Source organism: Rhodoferax sp., assembly GCF_044236835.1.
Classification (GTDB): domain Bacteria; phylum Pseudomonadota; class Gammaproteobacteria; order Burkholderiales; family Burkholderiaceae_C; genus Allorhodoferax.
Genome location: NZ_JBIIGC010000020.1, coordinates 41,305 through 57,321 on the forward strand (window position 1 = coordinate 41,305; position 16,017 = coordinate 57,321).

Genomic DNA, 16,017 nt, shown 5'->3' on the forward strand with positions numbered 1-16,017 from the left:
CGGGTGTCGGTGGTCAAAGTTGTGCCGCGCCTAGCGCGGCGCAGAGGGGGCGGCGCCCATGGCCCGGCGGGTCACCCAGGGTTTGAGGGGGCTGCGGTCAAAGGCCTGCATGCCGATGCGGCGCACCGCTTGGAGCGCTGGTTGGGACTGGCTGAAGATGCGCTGCAGAGCGTCCCCCGAGCCGCCCACCAAAGCGAACTCGGCTTTGCGAGCGCGCTCGTAGGCGCGCAGCAATTTGAGGTCGCCCACGTTGCGCCAGTAGGGGCGCCCGTCCAGCGTGTCCACCAGCTGGGCCACGTCGCCCAGACCGAGGTTGAGGCCTTGGCCCGCCAGCGGGTGCACCGTATGGGCGGCGTCGCCCAGCAACACCCAGCTCTGGGGGCTGCCGTCGCTGTGGGCTTGGGTGCCGCTCCAGCGCTGCGCCTGCGCTGCTTGCAAGGGCCAGACTTTGCGCTCCCCCACCATGGTGAGCGTGCCCAGGCAGCCATGCGTGGCCTTGAAAAGCGCCTCGCCCAAGGCCTCGGGGTTTGCCGTCTGCCAGTGCCCTGCCTGATCGGGCGCGAGTGACCACACCAAGGCGCACAGCGTGCCGTCTGCGCCCTCCATGGGCAGCAGCGCCAACACATTGCCGTGTGAGAACCACTGGCGCGCCACCTGCTGGTGCGGGCGTTCGCATCGCACGCGGCCAGCCAGGGCCCACTGGCCGTAGGGCGCAACGTCGAAGTCCACGCCCAGGGCTTGGCGGGTGCTGCTCCTGCGGCCTTCGCACACCGCCCGCAAGGTGGCGGGCTGCGGGCTATCGTGCAGCGCAATCAGGGGTTGGAAGCGCAGTGCGTCGGCCAGCAGACGCTCCAGGCTTGGCACATCCACAATCCAATTGAGAGCCTCTGCGCCGTCGGACGGGGTGTGGAACTGCACTTGCGCTGGGCCATCGTCGTCGGACTGCACCTGCATGGCGGTGACTGGGGTGGCACTGCGTTCGTCGGGCCAGCAGCGCACCGCTTGAAGCAATTGGCGCGATGCGGGGCTGAGCGCATAGGCTCGCACGTCGGAGTGCGCCGGGTTGGGACCCGGCTGCGCCACCAGTGCCACCCGCAGGCGTTTGGCAGCCAAATGCAGCGCCAAGGTGCGGCCCACAATGCCATCGCCGCGAATGCACACGTCATAAGGTCCAGTCATCGCGCGATTGTAGGAGAGGGGCTGCGCTAAGGCCGCTCAGTACAATGCCCGCTCCCTGCGCCCGGCAGCCGAAAACATCGCTATTGAAGGACCTTGCATGAGCTTGAAATGTGGCATCGTGGGCTTGCCCAACGTCGGAAAATCGACCTTGTTCAATGCGCTCACCAAGGCTGGTATTGCCGCAGAAAACTACCCGTTTTGCACCATCGAGCCCAACGTGGGCATTGTCGAGTTGCCCGACCCCCGGCTGCAGCAGCTCGCCCAAATCGTCGGACCCGAGCGCATCGTGCCGGCCATTGTGGAGTTTGTGGATATTGCCGGTCTGGTGGCCGGTGCCAGCACCGGCGAGGGTCTGGGCAACAAGTTTCTCTCGCACATCCGAGAGACCGATGCCACCATCAATGTGGTGCGCTGCTTCGAGGATGACAACGTGATCCACGTCGCCGGCAAAGTGGACCCGATTGCCGACATCGAAGTGATCCAAACCGAACTGTGCCTGGCCGACCTGGCCGCCGTCGAAAAGGCCTTGCAGCGAGTGACCAAACTGGCCCGCTCGGGCGACAAGGAGGCCGCCAAGCTGGTCATGCTCTTGGAACGCTGCCAGGTGGCGCTCAACGACGCCCGTCCAGTACGCACCCTGGGTTTCGACAAAGACGAAAGCCATTTGCTCAAGCAGTTTTTTTTGATCACCGCCAAGCCCGCGATGTTCGTGGCCAACGTGTCTGAAGACGGCTTTCAGAACAACCCCATGTTGGATCGCCTGAGTGCATTTGCCGCTGCCCAAAACGCGCCTGTGGTTGCGATTTGCGCCAAGCTAGAGGCCGATATGGCCGAGATGGACGACGCCGACCGCCTGCTCTTTTTGCAAGAGCTGGGGCAGAGCGAGCCTGGCTTGAACCGCCTGATCCGCGCTGCCTTCAAGCTCTTGGGGTTGCAAACCTACTTCACCGCTGGTGTCAAAGAGGTGCGTGCCTGGACTATCCATGTGGGCGACACCGGTCCGCAAGCCGCCGGGGTGATCCACACCGATTTCGAGAAGGGCTACATCCGCGCCCAGACCATCGCCTTCGAAGACTTCATCGCCTTCAAGGGTGAGCAAGGCGCCAAAGACGCCGGCAAGATGCGTGCCGAGGGCAAGGAGTACGTGGTCAAGGACGGCGATGTCATGAACTTCTTGTTTAGCAGCTGATGCGCGACACTGCGCCAGCGCCGTGCTGATCTCTCCCTACGACCTGCTGGCGCTGGGCGCCGCTGGCTGTTGGGCGTTGACCAGCGTGCTCTCGGCCAACCCGTCGCGCCACCTGGGCGCCTTTGCTTTCACCCGTTTGCGCATGCTCTCGGTGCTGGTGATGTTGTGGCCCGTGGTGTTACTCATGGGCACCTGGCGGGGTTGGGAACCCGGGCAGCTTGCCACCATGGCGGTCAGCGGTCTGGTAGGCATTTTTGTCGGCGACACCGCCTTGTTTGCAGCCATGAACCGCCTGGGGCCACGCCGCACTGGCGTGTTGTTTGCCACCCATGCCATCTTCAGCGCGGTCCTGGGCTTTGGGGTGCTGGACGAACGCATGGGCTCGCAAGCGCTGCTTGGCGCGGCGCTGGTGGTGGCCGGCGTGATGGCGGCCATTGTTTTGGGGCGCCATAAGGACGAGGCACATGCCTGGGAGAGCAACCGTGGCAGCCTGGCCTGGGGTGTAGCCCTGGGGCTGTTGGCGGCTTTTTGTCAGGCGCTGGGGTCTTTGATTGCCAAGCCGGTGATGGCCACGGGCGTGGACCCGGTGGCGGCGACTGCGGTGCGGGTCAGTGCCACCTGCGTAGCGCAGTACCTGCTGCTGTGGTCGGGCTTTGCCGCAGCACGGGCGCATGCGGCACCGACCCGCGCCGTGGTGGTGCAAGTGGCCTGGGTGGGCTTGATTGGCATGGGTGTGGGCATGGGCCTGATCATGCTGGCCCTCCAACACGGCGATGTGGGTACCGTGGGCGTGCTGTCCTCGGTCACGCCGGTGCTGGTGCTGCCATTGCTGTGGATGCGCATGGGCCGCGCGCCAGCACGCGGTGCCTGGCTGGGTGCGGGCCTGACGGTGCTGGGTACCGCGCTGATGTTGTTGCGCTAGTGATGCTCCGTGTGGGTGGCAGTGCAATCCAATGGCAATCTGAGCCAACGCGGCCTAAACGCTATCCAAACATTCCCAAAAGCGCCGCCGTCATGAGCACGTAGCGTAAAAATTTTCCAATTGCCATGTAGAACACGCAAGGCCAAAACGGCAACCTGAGCCAACCGGCCACCGCGCACAGTGGGTCGCCCACCAGCGGTAGCCATGCCAGCAGGCAGGCTTTGGGCCCGAGCCGCTTGAGCCAATCCAGCGCGCGAATGTGCATCGACGAGCGTTGGTACTTGTCTGCGATCCGGTGGGCGCCGTAGCCCAGCCACCAGTCCACCGCGCCGCCCAGCGTGTTGCCTGCCGTGGCCACCATGATGACCTGCCATAGCAGGTCTGGGTTGAGCCGCACGAGCCCGTACACCGCTGGTTCCGAACCCATCGGCAAGAGGGTTGCCGATATGAACGCGACCACGAATACGCCTGGCAGGCTGTACTGCGGCAAGGCCAGCAGCGAGAGAAGTTGTTCGATCCAGGCATCCATGGTGGTGTGCGCCGAGTATAGGAAGCCCATTGCGCCGCACCGAGCAGTTGCTACGTTGCGCACGACGCTGCCCAGTAGCTGACGCTGCGGCGTGCACGAGGTGGCGGCCGGAGGCGCCCATTTCAATTGCTGAAATTATGGGCAGCTAGAATGCGCAACCTTGCTTGCTGGCGTGTGCGGTCAACCTTCTTTTTCTTTCTTCTTCACCATGTTTCTGGGTCCGTTTGCGTTGGCGAACTCGCTGTTTGTGGCCCCCATGGCGGGGGTGACAGACCGGCCGTTTCGGCAACTTTGCAAGCGCTTGGGCGCGGGCTACGCTGTCAGCGAAATGGTGACGTCACGCCCTGAACTTTGGAATACCCTAAAGACCTCGCGCCGCGCCAACCACGAAGGTGAGCCCGGCCCGATTGCTGTTCAGATCGCGGGCACCGACGCGCAAATGATGGCCGACGCAGCCGCCTACAACATCGACCGTGGCGCGCAGATCATTGACATCAACATGGGTTGCCCTGCCAAAAAGGTGTGCAACAAATGGGCTGGCTCAGCGCTGATGCAAGACGAGGCGTTGGCCATGTCGATTGTTGAGGCCGTGGTGAAAACCTGCGCTGCACGCAACGTGCCGGTGACGCTCAAGATGCGCACCGGATGGTGTCAGTCACACAAAAACGCGGTGGTGCTGGCGCTTCGTGCGCAAGAGGCTGGGGTGCAGATGGTCACGGTACACGGCCGCACCCGTGAGCAAGGCTACAGCGGCGCCGCCGAGTACGACACCATTGCTGCCGTGAAGGCCGCGCTGCGCATTCCGGTCGTGGCCAACGGCGACATCGACACCCCGGAAAAAGCCCGTGATGTGCTGCTCGCTACCGGCGCCGACGCAGTGATGGTGGGCCGCGCCGCCCAGGGTGCACCCTGGATTTTTCGGGAAATCGCCCACTTTTTAGCCCACGGCACCCATTTGGCACCTCCTCTGGTGGCAGAAGTGAAGCACCTGTTGGTGGAGCACCTGCAAGACCACTACCAGCTGTATGACGAGTACATCGGTGTGCGCTCGGCACGCAAACACATCGGCTGGTATGTGCGCGCGCTGCCAGGTGGCAAGGCTTTTCGCTCGCAGATGAATCGAATTGAAGACAGCGTGGCGCAGGTGCGCGCGGTTGAGCTATTCATGGACGGTTTAGCGCAGACCATGGACCGCATCCCAGAGCGCAGCGCTGCCCAACACCCGGAACACAACAACACAACCCTGGAGACGGTATGAGCAAAAAACTCATTGAGGACTGCATTCGCGCCAGCTTAGAGACCTACTTTCGAGACCTGCATGGCACCGAACCTGCTGGCATGCATGACATGCTGGTGCGCGCTGTGGAAAAGCCCTTGCTCGAGGTGGTGATGGCGCAAGCCGACCATAACCAGTCCCGAGCTGCCCAATGGCTGGGCCTCAACCGCAACACTCTGCGCAAGAAGTTGCTCGAACATAAACTTCTGAAGTAATCCCATGAACGCACTGCTTTCCGTCTCCGACAAAACCGGAATCGTGGAGTTCGCGCAGGCGCTGCACACCAAGGGTGTTGCGCTGATCTCGACCGGCGGCACTGCCAAGCTGCTTAGCGAAGCCGGCCTGCCGGTGACCGAGGTCGCCGAGATGACTGGTTTTCCTGAGATGCTGGATGGCCGTGTCAAAACCCTGCACCCGCGCGTGCACGGCGGCTTGCTGGCCCGCCGCGACCTGCCATCTCACATGGCGGCGCTGGCCGCCCACCGGATCGATACCATCGACTTTCTGGTGGTCAACCTTTACCCGTTCGAGGCGACTGTGGCGCAGCCGGGTTGCACCCTCGACCACGCGATTGAGAACATCGATATCGGCGGCCCCGCCATGGTGCGCAGCGCCGCAAAAAACTGGCGGCATGTGGCGGTGCTCACCGAAGCGTCGCAGTACGCCACCGTTGTCGCCGAGCTGCAGGCGCAGGGCGCAGTCAGCGAGACAACCCGGTTCTCTTTGGCGGTGGCGGCATTCAACCGCATCAGCCAGTACGACGGCGCCATCAGTGACTACCTCAGCGCGGTGCAGGTGCAAGACGCCGCGCCTGCGGGCGATGCGCCACCGGTTTTGGCGCAGTTTCCCGGCCAGAGCAACGGCCGCTTCATTAAAGTACAAGACCTACGATACGGCGAAAACGCCCACCAGCAGGCCGCGCTGTACCGTGACGTGCACCCGGCGCCGGGCTCGCTGGTTACGGCGCAGCAGTTGCAAGGTAAGGAACTCAGCTACAACAACCTGGCCGATGCAGATGCCGCGTGGGAGTGTGTCAAGTCGTTCGAAACGCCGGCCTGCGTGATCGTCAAGCACGCCAACCCCTGCGGCGTGGCCCTGGGTGCCGACGCGATGCAGGCCTACAGCAAGGCCTTCAAGACTGACCCAACCTCGGCGTTTGGCGGCATCATTGCCCTGAACTGCACGCTGGACGGCGCCGCCGCCCACGAGATTTCCAAGCAGTTTGTCGAGGTGCTAATGGCGCCGGCCTACACGCCCGAAGCGCTGGAGGTGTTCGCGGCCAAAGTCAATGTGCGGCTGCTGAAGATTGCGCTGCCACCAGCACCGAATGCTGCGCAGAAGGCCGCAGTTACTGAATGGGAGCTGGGTCGCAACGCTATGGACATGAAACGCATTGGTTCGGGCATCTTGCTGCAAACCGCTGACAACCACCAACTGGCGCTGGCTGATTTAAAGGTGGTGACCATCCACCAGCCGTCCGCCGCGCAGATGCAGGACATGCTGTTTGCCTGGAAGGTGGCGCAGTACGTCAAGTCCAACGCAATCGTGTTTTGCGCCAACGGTATGACCATGGGCGTGGGCGCGGGCCAGATGAGCCGCCTTGACTCCGCCCGTATTGCCAGCATCAAGGCCGCGCATGCGGGCTTGTCTTTGCAGGGCACGGTGGTGGCCAGCGACGCTTTCTTCCCGTTTCGCGACGGGCTCGATGTGGTGGTGGACGCCGGTGCCACCTGCGTTATCCAGCCGGGTGGATCCATGCGCGATGACGAGGTGATCGCTGCAGCCAACGAGCGCGGCGTCGCCATGGTCTACAGCGGCGTGCGGCACTTTCGCCACTAGGCGAAAGTACCAACACTTCATTTATTTCAACGCTTGGGCGCGAGCGTAGCACCCTGCGTTACAGGGTTTGGAAGATCTCCGAGGCCGCCGCGACGGTGGCGGCGATGTCCGCCTCGGTGTGCGCGGCGCTCATGAACCCTGCCTCATAGAGCGCAGGCGCAAAATACACACCGCGCTCCAGCATGCCATGGAAGAACTTGTTAAACCGGGCGTTATCGGTGGTCATCACTTTGGCGTAGTTTTGCGGCAGTTCAGGAAACAGGAAAAAGCCGAACATCCCGCCCTCGCTGTCCGTGCTAAACGGTACGCCCTCTGCAGTGGCTGCAGTTTGCAGGCCGCTCATCAGCAGCTTGGTCTTGCGGCTCAGTTCTTCGTAGAAGCCGGGCTTGCCGGTTTCCTTCAGCGTAGCCAGGCCGCAGGCGGTTGCCACCGGGTTGCCAGACAGTGTGCCGGCCTGGTAGACCGGGCCCAGGGGCGCGAGTTGCTCCATTAGCGCGCGCTTGCCACCAAAAGCTGCCAGCGGCATGCCACCACCGATAACTTTGCCCAGCACAGTCATGTCAGGTTCGAAGCCAGGGATATCGCGGGCATACACGCTTTGTGCGCTGCCCAGCGCCACCCGCATGCCGGTCATCACTTCGTCAAATACAAGCAAGGCGCCATATTGGGAGCAGAGCTCGCGGCAGCGGCGCATGAATGGCAGCGACGCGCGCACGAAGTTCATGTTTCCGGCAATCGGCTCGATCATCAGGCACGCCAGCTCTCTGCCATGCAGCTTGAAGGCGTCTTCGAGTTGCTCGATGTTGTTGTACTCCAGCACCAAGGTGTGTTGAACCACCTCAGGCGGTACGCCTGCGCTCGTAGGGTTGCCAAAGGTGGCCAGACCGGAGCCGGCCTTCACCAGCAAGGCATCCGCATGGCCGTGGTAGCAACCTTCAAACTTAATCAGCTTGCTGCGCCCGGTCGCTCCGCGGGCTACCCGAATTGCGCTCATGGCCGCTTCGGTGCCCGAGCTGACCAAGCGCAACATGTCCATGCTGGGCACACGTTGCAAAATCGCCTCGGCCAGTTCGACTTCGCGCTCGGTCGGGGCACCATACGAGAAGCCCTCCAGCAACGCTCGTTGCACCGCCTCGACCACTGCCGGGTGCCCGTGCCCCAGAATCATCGGTCCCCAAGAGCCGATGTAGTCAACGTAGCGTTGCCCATTGGCGTCCCAAAAATAGGCGCCATGGGCGCGCGCCACAAAGCGGGGCGTGCCGCCCACCGCCTTGAAGGCTCGTACGGGAGAGTTCACCCCGCCTGGAATGACTTTGCGGGCGCGGTCAAAAAGTGTCTGGTTGGAGTCAGTCGCGGCTGTCACAGGTCGGTGCTTTCAAAGTTAGTGGCGGGTGTCGTTGGGTGAAATTTCGAAGCTTGAAGCTGGGGCGTCTTCGGCGTCATCAGGTGGGTCAGCCTGTGCCCAAAACAGCCGATCCGGCATGGCCTGGCCCATCCCAGGGCGAAACCCGCTCTCCAGGCAACTGTCCAGGTAGCTCAATGCCTCACCCACTGCTTCGGTAAGCTCAGTGTCGCTGGCAATCAGGGCGGTGAGAGCGGCCGATAGGGTTTCGCCGGCACCGGCAAACACCGCCTCGAAACGCTCGTGTTGGTGAGAGCAGAGCACCGTGTTGGGCGACGCCAGCACGTTGTCAATGAACTGATCAGGCAGTGGTATGCCGGTCACCAGCGTGTAGGCCACGCCGTATTCGTGTGCCGCGCGGGCAATATCGCGCGCGCTGGGGGCTTTGTCTGCATTCCAGTCGGGCAGCAGCCAGCGCGCCAGCGTGCTGTGGTTGCCAACCAGCACCGTAGCTTGGGGTAGCAGCAACTCGCAGCAGGCGTCTTGGTAGGCCTCGATGCGGTCCTCTTGCCACCACGACAGGTCGGGCATGTAGGCCACCAGAGGGATCTCAGAATAGTCGCTGGCAAGCTCAGCAACCGCGCTTAAGTTTTCGGGGCTGCCCACAAAACCGACCTTGATGGCGTGGATCGGAATGTCCTCCAAAATCGCGCGTGCCTGCTCTGACACCGCTTCATCGTCCAGGGCAAAGTGGTCGAATACTTCGGAGGTATCGCGGGCGTAGGCCCCTGTCACCACCGGTAGCGCGTGGGCACCCACAGAGGCGGCAGCCATCAGATCGGCGGCAATGCCCCCTGCGCCGCTGGGGTCGTTGGCGTTGAAAACCATCACGCACGCCATCGACTCCTCGTCTTCTGAGGGTTGGTCTTGGGGTGATGGGGGGAGGGCGGACATCTTGGGGCCTAGCCTAGTTGTGATTTACGGTCTGCATGGTACCGAGCCAACTCTCCGGTCTGGACGGTTTATCTCGATTGTCGGCGAGCTGCCTCTATACAATCCGCGAATTCTCACTTAAGTCCTTTACGCTGTGGCCGATACAAAAACCTGGATGTGTCTGATTTGTGGATGGATTTATGACGAAACGCTCGGCTCGCCCGAGCACGGGATCAATCCCGGCACCCCGTGGGCCGACGTCCCCATGAACTGGACCTGTCCCGAGTGTGGAGCGCGCAAAGAAGACTTCGAGATGGTGCAAGTGTAGATCTGCCTCACTCGCTTCCCAGCGCTGCACGCCCTGACCTAACCGCAAGCGAACTAAGGACAAAGTGACGTGACGAGCCCAGATCCTGTGTTGAGGGTATTGGTTGTTGATGACAGCAACACCATCCGGCGCAGTGCCGAAATGTTCCTCAAGCAAGGCGGGCACGAAGTGTTGCTTGCTGAAGATGGTTATGACGCTCTGGGTAAGGTAGTCGACTTTGAGCCGCACCTTGTGTTTTGCGACATTCTGATGCCTCGGCTCGACGGCTACCAGACCTGCACCATCATCAAACGCAACCCACATTTTGCTAATGTGCCCGTGGTCATGTTGTCCTCCAAGGATGGTGTGTTCGACAAGGCACGCGGTCGCATGGCCGGCGCGCAGGATTACCTCACGAAACCGTTCACAAAAGAACAGTTGCTGCAAGCGGTCGCGCAGTTAGCGTCCACATTGCGGGGGGGCTAATGTATGGCAATTCAAAACATTTTGATCGTAGACGACTCTAAGACCGAGACCATGTTCTTGGCGGAACTGCTCCAAAAAAACGGGTATGTTGTTCAAAGCGCGGAGAGTGCTGATGCAGCCATGGCGTGCTTACTGCAGAACCGACCCGATCTGATTTTGATGGACGTCGTGATGCCTGGCCAAAACGGGTTCCAGCTGACCCGCACCATTAGCCGCACACCCGCTTATGCGGACATTCCGATCATTCTGTGCACCAGCAAAAGCCAGGAGACCGATCGTGTGTGGGGCATGCGCCAAGGAGCGAGCGCCTACCTGACTAAGCCGCTGGACACCACAGACCTGCTAACAAAAATCAGAATGCTTGGCTGAGCTCCTAACATGGCTAACCGCGAAGCACTTCGGGAATTGCAGGCGCGGTTGGCGACACGTTTTGAGGCCGCGCAGTCCATTGCAAGCGAAACCGTATGGCTGGCAGTGCAGGCAGGCGGCGCAAACTACCTGCTCCCACTGGTGCAGTCTGGTGAGATTTTCTCCATTGGTAATGTGCACAGGGTGCCCCATACCCAGGCGTGGTTCTTCGGTGTCGTGAATCTACGCGGAAACGTTTATGCGGTGGTGCAACTTGCTACATTTCTGGCAGGGAATTCCCACCCCGGGCACCGTCCTGCAATTGGAGAAGGTGTATCCGCCATCACCCTCAATCCCGCACTCGAACTCAATTGCGCCTTGCAGGTGGACGCACTGTGTGGGCTGCGTGGCCCCGAAGTGTTTCACGCATCGGATGCGCCCGCAACCAATGCTGCTCCTTTCTTCGGTCGACGCTTTATGGACGCTAACGGCGTCCAGTGGCAAGAGATTGATTTGCGCGCGTTGGCGCAATCTCCCGAGTTTTTAGATGTCCGTGAAGTTTGAGGTTGCTTGTATGCAAATTTCCCATGCCATAAGAGGCTTTTTCTCCAGACCGTCCTCGGTCCCTTACGGATCAGGAGATCCTACGCCAGAAGGCCTAGGTGAGGCCATCACCCTTCCGTTGTTGGGAGCCCGGAGCTTAGCGGTCCATCAAAGCTCGCTCGGAATGGTACTGGGGACATCGCTGGCTGCCCTGTTTGGAATTGCAGTGTTTGCTCTAGACCAGTCGGATTTCACAGCACAGCAGTTGGGCGCTACCGGCCAGTCCCTCATGCAGTCCCAGCGTTTGGCTAAGTCGGTGTCACAAGCTCTGGTGGGTAGCCCCCAAGCCTTCGCAGACGTTAACGAAAGCGCCGACGTGCTGGTGAAAACAATTCGTGGGCTGCAATCTGGCGACAACAACCAGCGACTGCAGCCGCTCAACAGCGATATGCTCCCAGAGCTGGGCCAAGTGATTCCCTTGGTGGAGCGTGCCGAGAAGAACGCTAAGCTGGTAATGGAGCAACAAAGCGCACTGACCCAAATCGGCGCAGCGCTACGCCTGATCAATCGCCAGTCGGCGGACTTGCTCAATGCAACCAAGTCCATTTCTGCACTCAAGCAGCGGCAGAACGCGCCGCTTCTGGAGATCGCCGCAGCGGCGGAACTTTCTACACTGACCCAGCGGATCGGCAAGTCCTCCAACGAGTTCTTGACATCTGAAGGCGCAAGCCCCGAGACCGTGTTTTTGCTTGGCAAGGACCTGAACTCATTTCGCGAAATCTCGAATGCGTTGTTGGACGGCAGCGCTGATCTACGTTTGCAGGCGTCCGATGACCCTCAGACGCGGGAGCAGCTGGTTGCGCTTATTCAGATGTATGAGGAAACCCGTGTTCAAGCCGTCGCCATTTTGGGCAACCTGCAGGGGTTGGTGGCTGCGCGCGAAGCGCAGTTGGCGATCCTTGAAGACAGTGAGCCATTACGCCGCAATCTAGAGGTGCTCCAAAACAGTCTGTCGGCGCGCGCCGGCGTGGATGGTGTGATCGTGGCCAGCTTAGTGCTGGCAGCGGCATTGGCGGTTGTGTCGGCTGCGGGGCTGGCGTACGCACAACTGCAAGACAGTCGACGGCGCCAAGTAGCTGCCGACGACCAGCGGCTGGATGCCAAGCGTGTTAACGATGCCAATGAGGCGGCAATTCTGCGTCTCATGAACGAGTTGCAGTCTGTGGCCGAAGGAGATTTAACGCAAGAAGCGACGGTCACCGAAGACATTACTGGAGCGATAGCCGATTCGGTGAACTACACCGTCGAGGAGCTGCGTACCTTAGTCTCCAATGTTCAGAGTACCGCGTCGCGCGTGGCCAAAACCACCTCAGAGGTGGATGCCACATCGACCGAACTTTTGGCAGCCTCCAACGAGCAGCTGCAAGAGATTCGCGAAACCGGCAACGCGGTGGTCGAAATGGCGGATCGCATCACTGCGGTGTCGGTGCGGGCCCAAGAATCAGCCCGGGTGGCCCGTCAGTCCTTGCTTACAGCCGAGTCCGGACTGCACGCAGTGCAAAACGCGATTGGCGGAATGAATGCAATACGCGACCAAATCCAAGATACGTCCAAGCGAATCAAACGCTTGGGCGAGTCGTCGCAAGAGATCGGGGAAATCACCGAACTCATTTCTGACATCACCGAGCAAACCAATGTGTTGGCCTTGAACGCCGCCATCCAAGCGGCATCTGCGGGCGATGCCGGACGCGGCTTCTCCGTGGTGGCTGAAGAGGTGCAACGCCTAGCCGAACGCTCTGCCGATGCGACCCGGCAAATTGCGGCGCTGGTCAAGGCGATACAGTCGGACACGCAAGACGCGATCGGCGCGATGGAGCGCTCTACCCAGGGCGTGGTCGAAGGTGCCAAGCTATCTGATCGCGCAGGCAGTGCGCTGTCGGATATCGACCAGGTATCGCGCAGAGTGGCAGACCTCATCGAGCAAATCTCCGATGCCGCTTCTCGCGAGGCAGGCCTTGCCAGCGAAGTCGCTCTGAGCATCCAGCACATCTTTGCGGTGACTGAACAAACCGGCCAGGGCACCCGTGTCACCGCCGCGCAGGTGCAGGAGCTATCGCGCATGGCCGAAGACCTGCGCCAATCGGTATCGCGGTTTAAGATTTCGTAGTTGCGCCGACCGCGCACAGAAGTTGCCCGCAACCAGACCCCGCTCCGATTCCAGCATGCCATTTTCCGCCACTTCGAACGCCCCAGCCCGAGCGCTTCAGGACTTGGGACCGCTGTCGTGGGTAATGGATGAACTGCGTAAGTCCCTAGATGGAGCGTCCAAAGCCGTGCGACGGTTTGCCCGCGGTAGTGGGGCAATAGACGACGAGTCGGCTGAGCCAGATCCGAGTGCTTTACGCGCTGCCCGGATGCAGTTGCATCAGGCGGCCGGCGCGATGGAGATGGTCATGATGGCCGCCCCGGCCACGCTGGTGCGTTCGATGGCGCGCCTTTTGGAGATCTACGTACAGCGCCCCGAGGCCTGCACCGAGGCTGCGGCGCGGAGCGTAGAGACCGCAGGATTTGCGGTGACCGAGTTTTTGCAAGGCGTGCTCAGGGGCGGCTCGGCATCTCCAGTTGCACTGTTTCCGCAATTCAAGTCGTTGATGGAGTTGGCGGGCAGCGACCGCATCCATCCCGCGGATTTGTGGCCCTTTGAGTGGCGCTGGAAGGAAGTGACCCTGCCAGCATCGTTGCGTCCGCTGCGTTTTGGCTCAGAGTTGCGTAGCCGTATGGATCGGGCCGTGCTCAACACCATCAAGACCGGCGACCCCGAGTCTGCCCGCCAAATGGCGCTGCTTTGTGCCAATCTGTCTTGTGGGCAGACGGGGCTGGAGCACCGCACATTTTGGGCTGCTGCTGCCGGATTTTTTGAAGCCATTTCACTAGGTCTGTTGGCCCATGACACCCACACCAAGCGTGCCGCCTCACGCGTGTTGCAGCAGTACGCGGCGCTTGCCAAGGGCCTGACCCCGCCGTCGGAACAGCTCGCCCGCGATCTGGTGTTTTTTTGCGCGGTTGCGAGTCCAAAAATAGGTCAGGTTGCGCTGCTTTTGCAGGCGGTGCGCCTATCCTATGGTTTGAAGTCGTCTGAGACATTGGATTACAGCCGCGAGCGGTTTGGACGATTCGACCCGGCACTATTGATCGTTGTGCGCAAACGCATCGCCACCGCAGCAGAGTCTTGGTCAGCCCTGGCCGGTGGCGATACCAGCCGGGTGCGGCAAATGGCCGATCAGTTTGCAGTGGTTCGAGAGTCACTGCACCCATTGCATGCCGACAGCTCTGATTTGCTTGCGGCCTTGGGTGAAGCCGTTGACCTCACCTTGCAGACAGGCCGGGTGCCCAACGCCGCCGTTGCCATGGAGGTGTCGACGGCTGTCTTGTACTTGGAAGCCCTGTACGACGAGCTTGATTTCCATCTTCTTTGGCAGCGTGGGGGCACCCTAGCGCAGAGAATGCGTCACGCCTGTGCCGGTGGAGAGCCCGAGCCGCTCGAACCTTGGATGGAAGACTTGTACCGTCGCGTGGGAGAGCGGCAAACGATGGGTACGGTAGTAGGCGAGTTGCGCGCCACTTTAGCCCAAGTCGAGGCTGTGCTTGACCAGTTTTTCAGGCGTCCTTCGGATGGCACACTTCTGCGCCAAGTGCCTGGGCGATTGGCGCAGATGCGCGGTGTGTTTTCAGTTTTGGGCTTAGAACAACCGGCGCTTGCCTCGCTGCGCATGCGCAATGTGATTGAGCAGTTCCTCGCTGAAGGGGCTCCTGATGCAACGCATCGCGGTACGGTGTTTGCGAAGCTTGGTAACAGTGTCGGTGCGATGGGCTTTTTGATCGACATGCTGAGCTACCAGAGAAGTCTGGCGCGTCAGCTGTTCGTGTACGACGAGGCGGAAGGCGAGTTTCGTCCAACCATGGGGCAGGCGCCCAAGCCCGAAACATCGGTTATCGCAGATACGGGGCAGGACGCCCACGGTGCCGAAGACGAGGACCTGAAGGCGATCTTTTTGGAAGAGTCTCGCGCCGTCATTGACGGCGGGCTGGCCGCGCTGCGATCGCTCGCTGTTGAGCCCGCCAACTTGGCCGACCAGACCACGGTACGCCGCGCGTTTCACACTCTCAAGGGCAGTGCACGCATGGTGGGCTTGGATGCGCTTGGGGAAGCAGCTTGGTCATTTGAACAGTTGTTCAATAGTTGGCTGGCCGAGCCCCGCCCGGTTAGTGTCGACATGATTCGCCTAGCTACCCAAGCGCTCGACGCCCTGGGCCAGTGGGCGCAGGACAGCGCACATGGCAACGACGCGGGGTGGGATGTCGCTACATTCCGCGCTTCCGCCGACGCAATGCGCGTTGGGCAACTGCTTGTTCTCCTACCTCATTCATTCGCCCGCCAAGAAGTTGCAGTGATCCTGCCAGAGCCAGAGCCAGAGCCAGAGCCAGAGCCAGAGCCAGAGCCAGAGCCAGAGCCTGAGCCTGAGCCTGAGCCTGAGCCTGAGCCTGAGCCTGAGCCTGAGCCAGTTAACTCTGACTTACACAACGCCTTGGGCGACTCCGGTGGCGACTTGATGAAGGTGGTCGGCCACTTGCGGATCAGCGTGCCGCTCTTCAATGTTTTTCTCAATGAAGCCGACGAGTGGTCACGCCGACTGCAATCCGAGTTGGGAGAGTGGGCGCTGGAATGTGACCGACCTTTGCCAGAGTCAACGCTGACGTGGGCTCACTCGCTGCACGGGAGTTCGGCCACAGTCGGTTTTTCTGCGCTGTCCGATCTTGCGGGCTCCCTGGAAAACGCGCTTGAGCATGCCCGCTTGCAGCCTTATGGCACACCGGCCTGGGCAGCGCTTTTCTGTGATGCAGCAGACGAAATTCGGCGTTTGCTCCACCAGTTTGCTGCCGGATTCTTGCGAGAACCCCACGAGCCTGTGGTGCAGGGTCTGAAAGAGTTTGCGACGCAGGCCGTGGCATCTCTTCGGGCCGGCCTTGCAGCCCACGCGGTGCCCAGTGCCACTGAGTTTGCAGAAACGCCAGCACCGGTGGCAAGTCAATCCGAACCCTTGCTACCAGATTCTGGTGATTTGC

Annotated in this window: 15 protein-coding genes; 11 read left to right on the forward strand and 4 right to left on the reverse strand. The window is 61.2% G+C overall.

Features of this window, described 5'->3' with window-relative positions; translation table 11 throughout:
- Positions 1-30: 30 nt before the first annotated feature.
- Complete coding sequence (locus ACILRC_RS13050; protein ID WP_395669808.1) at positions 31-1,179, reverse strand: FAD-dependent monooxygenase; 1,149 nt, start codon at positions 1,177-1,179, stop codon at positions 31-33.
- 97 nt (positions 1,180-1,276) lie between these two features.
- Here ACILRC_RS13050 and ychF point away from each other — a divergent pair, with 97 nt between their 5' ends.
- Both ychF and ACILRC_RS13060 read left to right on the forward strand, forming a co-directional pair.
- Entirely contained in the window at positions 1,277-2,368 is a 1,092-nt protein-coding gene (gene ychF, locus ACILRC_RS13055) for a redox-regulated ATPase YchF (protein WP_395669809.1), read from the forward strand.
- A 22-nt stretch (positions 2,369-2,390) separates the two neighbouring features.
- Positions 2,391-3,290: a DMT family transporter gene (locus tag ACILRC_RS13060; RefSeq protein WP_395669810.1), complete on the forward strand. Its 900-nt coding sequence runs from the start codon at positions 2,391-2,393 to the stop codon at positions 3,288-3,290.
- Between the two features lie 61 nt (positions 3,291-3,351).
- Here ACILRC_RS13060 and ACILRC_RS13065 read toward each other — a convergent pair whose 3' ends face one another.
- Positions 3,352-3,819 (reverse strand): YqaA family protein, encoded by a 468-nt coding sequence (locus ACILRC_RS13065; RefSeq protein ID WP_395669823.1) that lies wholly within the window; start codon positions 3,817-3,819, stop codon positions 3,352-3,354.
- A gap of 208 nt (positions 3,820-4,027) precedes the next feature.
- On the opposite strand from ACILRC_RS13065, the gene dusB reads away from it, so the two are divergent.
- Genes dusB through purH form a run of 3 tightly spaced genes read left to right on the forward strand, consistent with a single transcriptional unit; the run spans position 4,028 to position 6,934 of the window.
- A complete protein-coding gene (dusB, locus tag ACILRC_RS13070; RefSeq protein ID WP_395669811.1) occupies positions 4,028-5,077 on the forward strand; it encodes a tRNA dihydrouridine synthase DusB in 1,050 nt (349 codons plus the stop codon).
- Positions 5,074-5,310: a Fis family transcriptional regulator gene (locus tag ACILRC_RS13075; protein ID WP_395669812.1), complete on the forward strand. Its 237-nt coding sequence runs from the start codon at positions 5,074-5,076 to the stop codon at positions 5,308-5,310. The genes dusB and ACILRC_RS13075 overlap by 4 nt, the downstream gene beginning before the upstream one ends.
- A 4-nt stretch (positions 5,311-5,314) precedes the next feature.
- Complete coding sequence (gene purH, locus ACILRC_RS13080) at positions 5,315-6,934, forward strand: bifunctional phosphoribosylaminoimidazolecarboxamide formyltransferase/IMP cyclohydrolase (protein ID WP_395669813.1); 1,620 nt, start codon at positions 5,315-5,317, stop codon at positions 6,932-6,934.
- A gap of 58 nt (positions 6,935-6,992) precedes the next feature.
- On the opposite strand, the gene hemL is transcribed toward purH, so the two are convergent.
- Positions 6,993-8,297, reverse strand: a complete 1,305-nt coding sequence (hemL, locus tag ACILRC_RS13085) for a glutamate-1-semialdehyde 2,1-aminomutase (RefSeq protein ID WP_395669814.1) — start codon at positions 8,295-8,297, stop codon at positions 6,993-6,995.
- A gap of 18 nt (positions 8,298-8,315) precedes the next feature.
- Entirely contained in the window at positions 8,316-9,230 is a 915-nt protein-coding gene (locus ACILRC_RS13090; protein ID WP_395669815.1) for a hydroxymethylpyrimidine/phosphomethylpyrimidine kinase, read from the reverse strand.
- Between the two features lie 133 nt (positions 9,231-9,363).
- Here ACILRC_RS13090 and ACILRC_RS13095 point away from each other — a divergent pair, with 133 nt between their 5' ends.
- The 6 genes from ACILRC_RS13095 to ACILRC_RS13120 form a co-directional block, all read left to right on the forward strand.
- Positions 9,364-9,537, forward strand: coding sequence for a rubredoxin (locus tag ACILRC_RS13095; protein WP_395669816.1), 174 nt, complete (start codon positions 9,364-9,366; stop codon positions 9,535-9,537).
- A 69-nt stretch (positions 9,538-9,606) separates the two neighbouring features.
- Positions 9,607-10,002 (forward strand): PleD family two-component system response regulator, encoded by a 396-nt coding sequence (locus ACILRC_RS13100; protein ID WP_395669817.1) that lies wholly within the window; start codon positions 9,607-9,609, stop codon positions 10,000-10,002.
- 3 nt (positions 10,003-10,005) lie between these two features.
- Positions 10,006-10,371: a PleD family two-component system response regulator gene (locus tag ACILRC_RS13105; RefSeq protein WP_395669818.1), complete on the forward strand. Its 366-nt coding sequence runs from the start codon at positions 10,006-10,008 to the stop codon at positions 10,369-10,371.
- A 9-nt stretch (positions 10,372-10,380) separates the two neighbouring features.
- Entirely contained in the window at positions 10,381-10,914 is a 534-nt protein-coding gene (locus ACILRC_RS13110) for a chemotaxis protein CheW (RefSeq protein ID WP_395669819.1), read from the forward strand.
- A 10-nt stretch (positions 10,915-10,924) separates the two neighbouring features.
- Complete coding sequence (locus tag ACILRC_RS13115; protein ID WP_395669820.1) at positions 10,925-13,060, forward strand: methyl-accepting chemotaxis protein; 2,136 nt, start codon at positions 10,925-10,927, stop codon at positions 13,058-13,060.
- Positions 13,061-13,307: 247 nt separating this feature from the next.
- The coding region (locus tag ACILRC_RS13120) for an Hpt domain-containing protein (protein ID WP_395669821.1) at positions 13,308-16,017 on the forward strand (2,710 nt) is incomplete at its 3' end.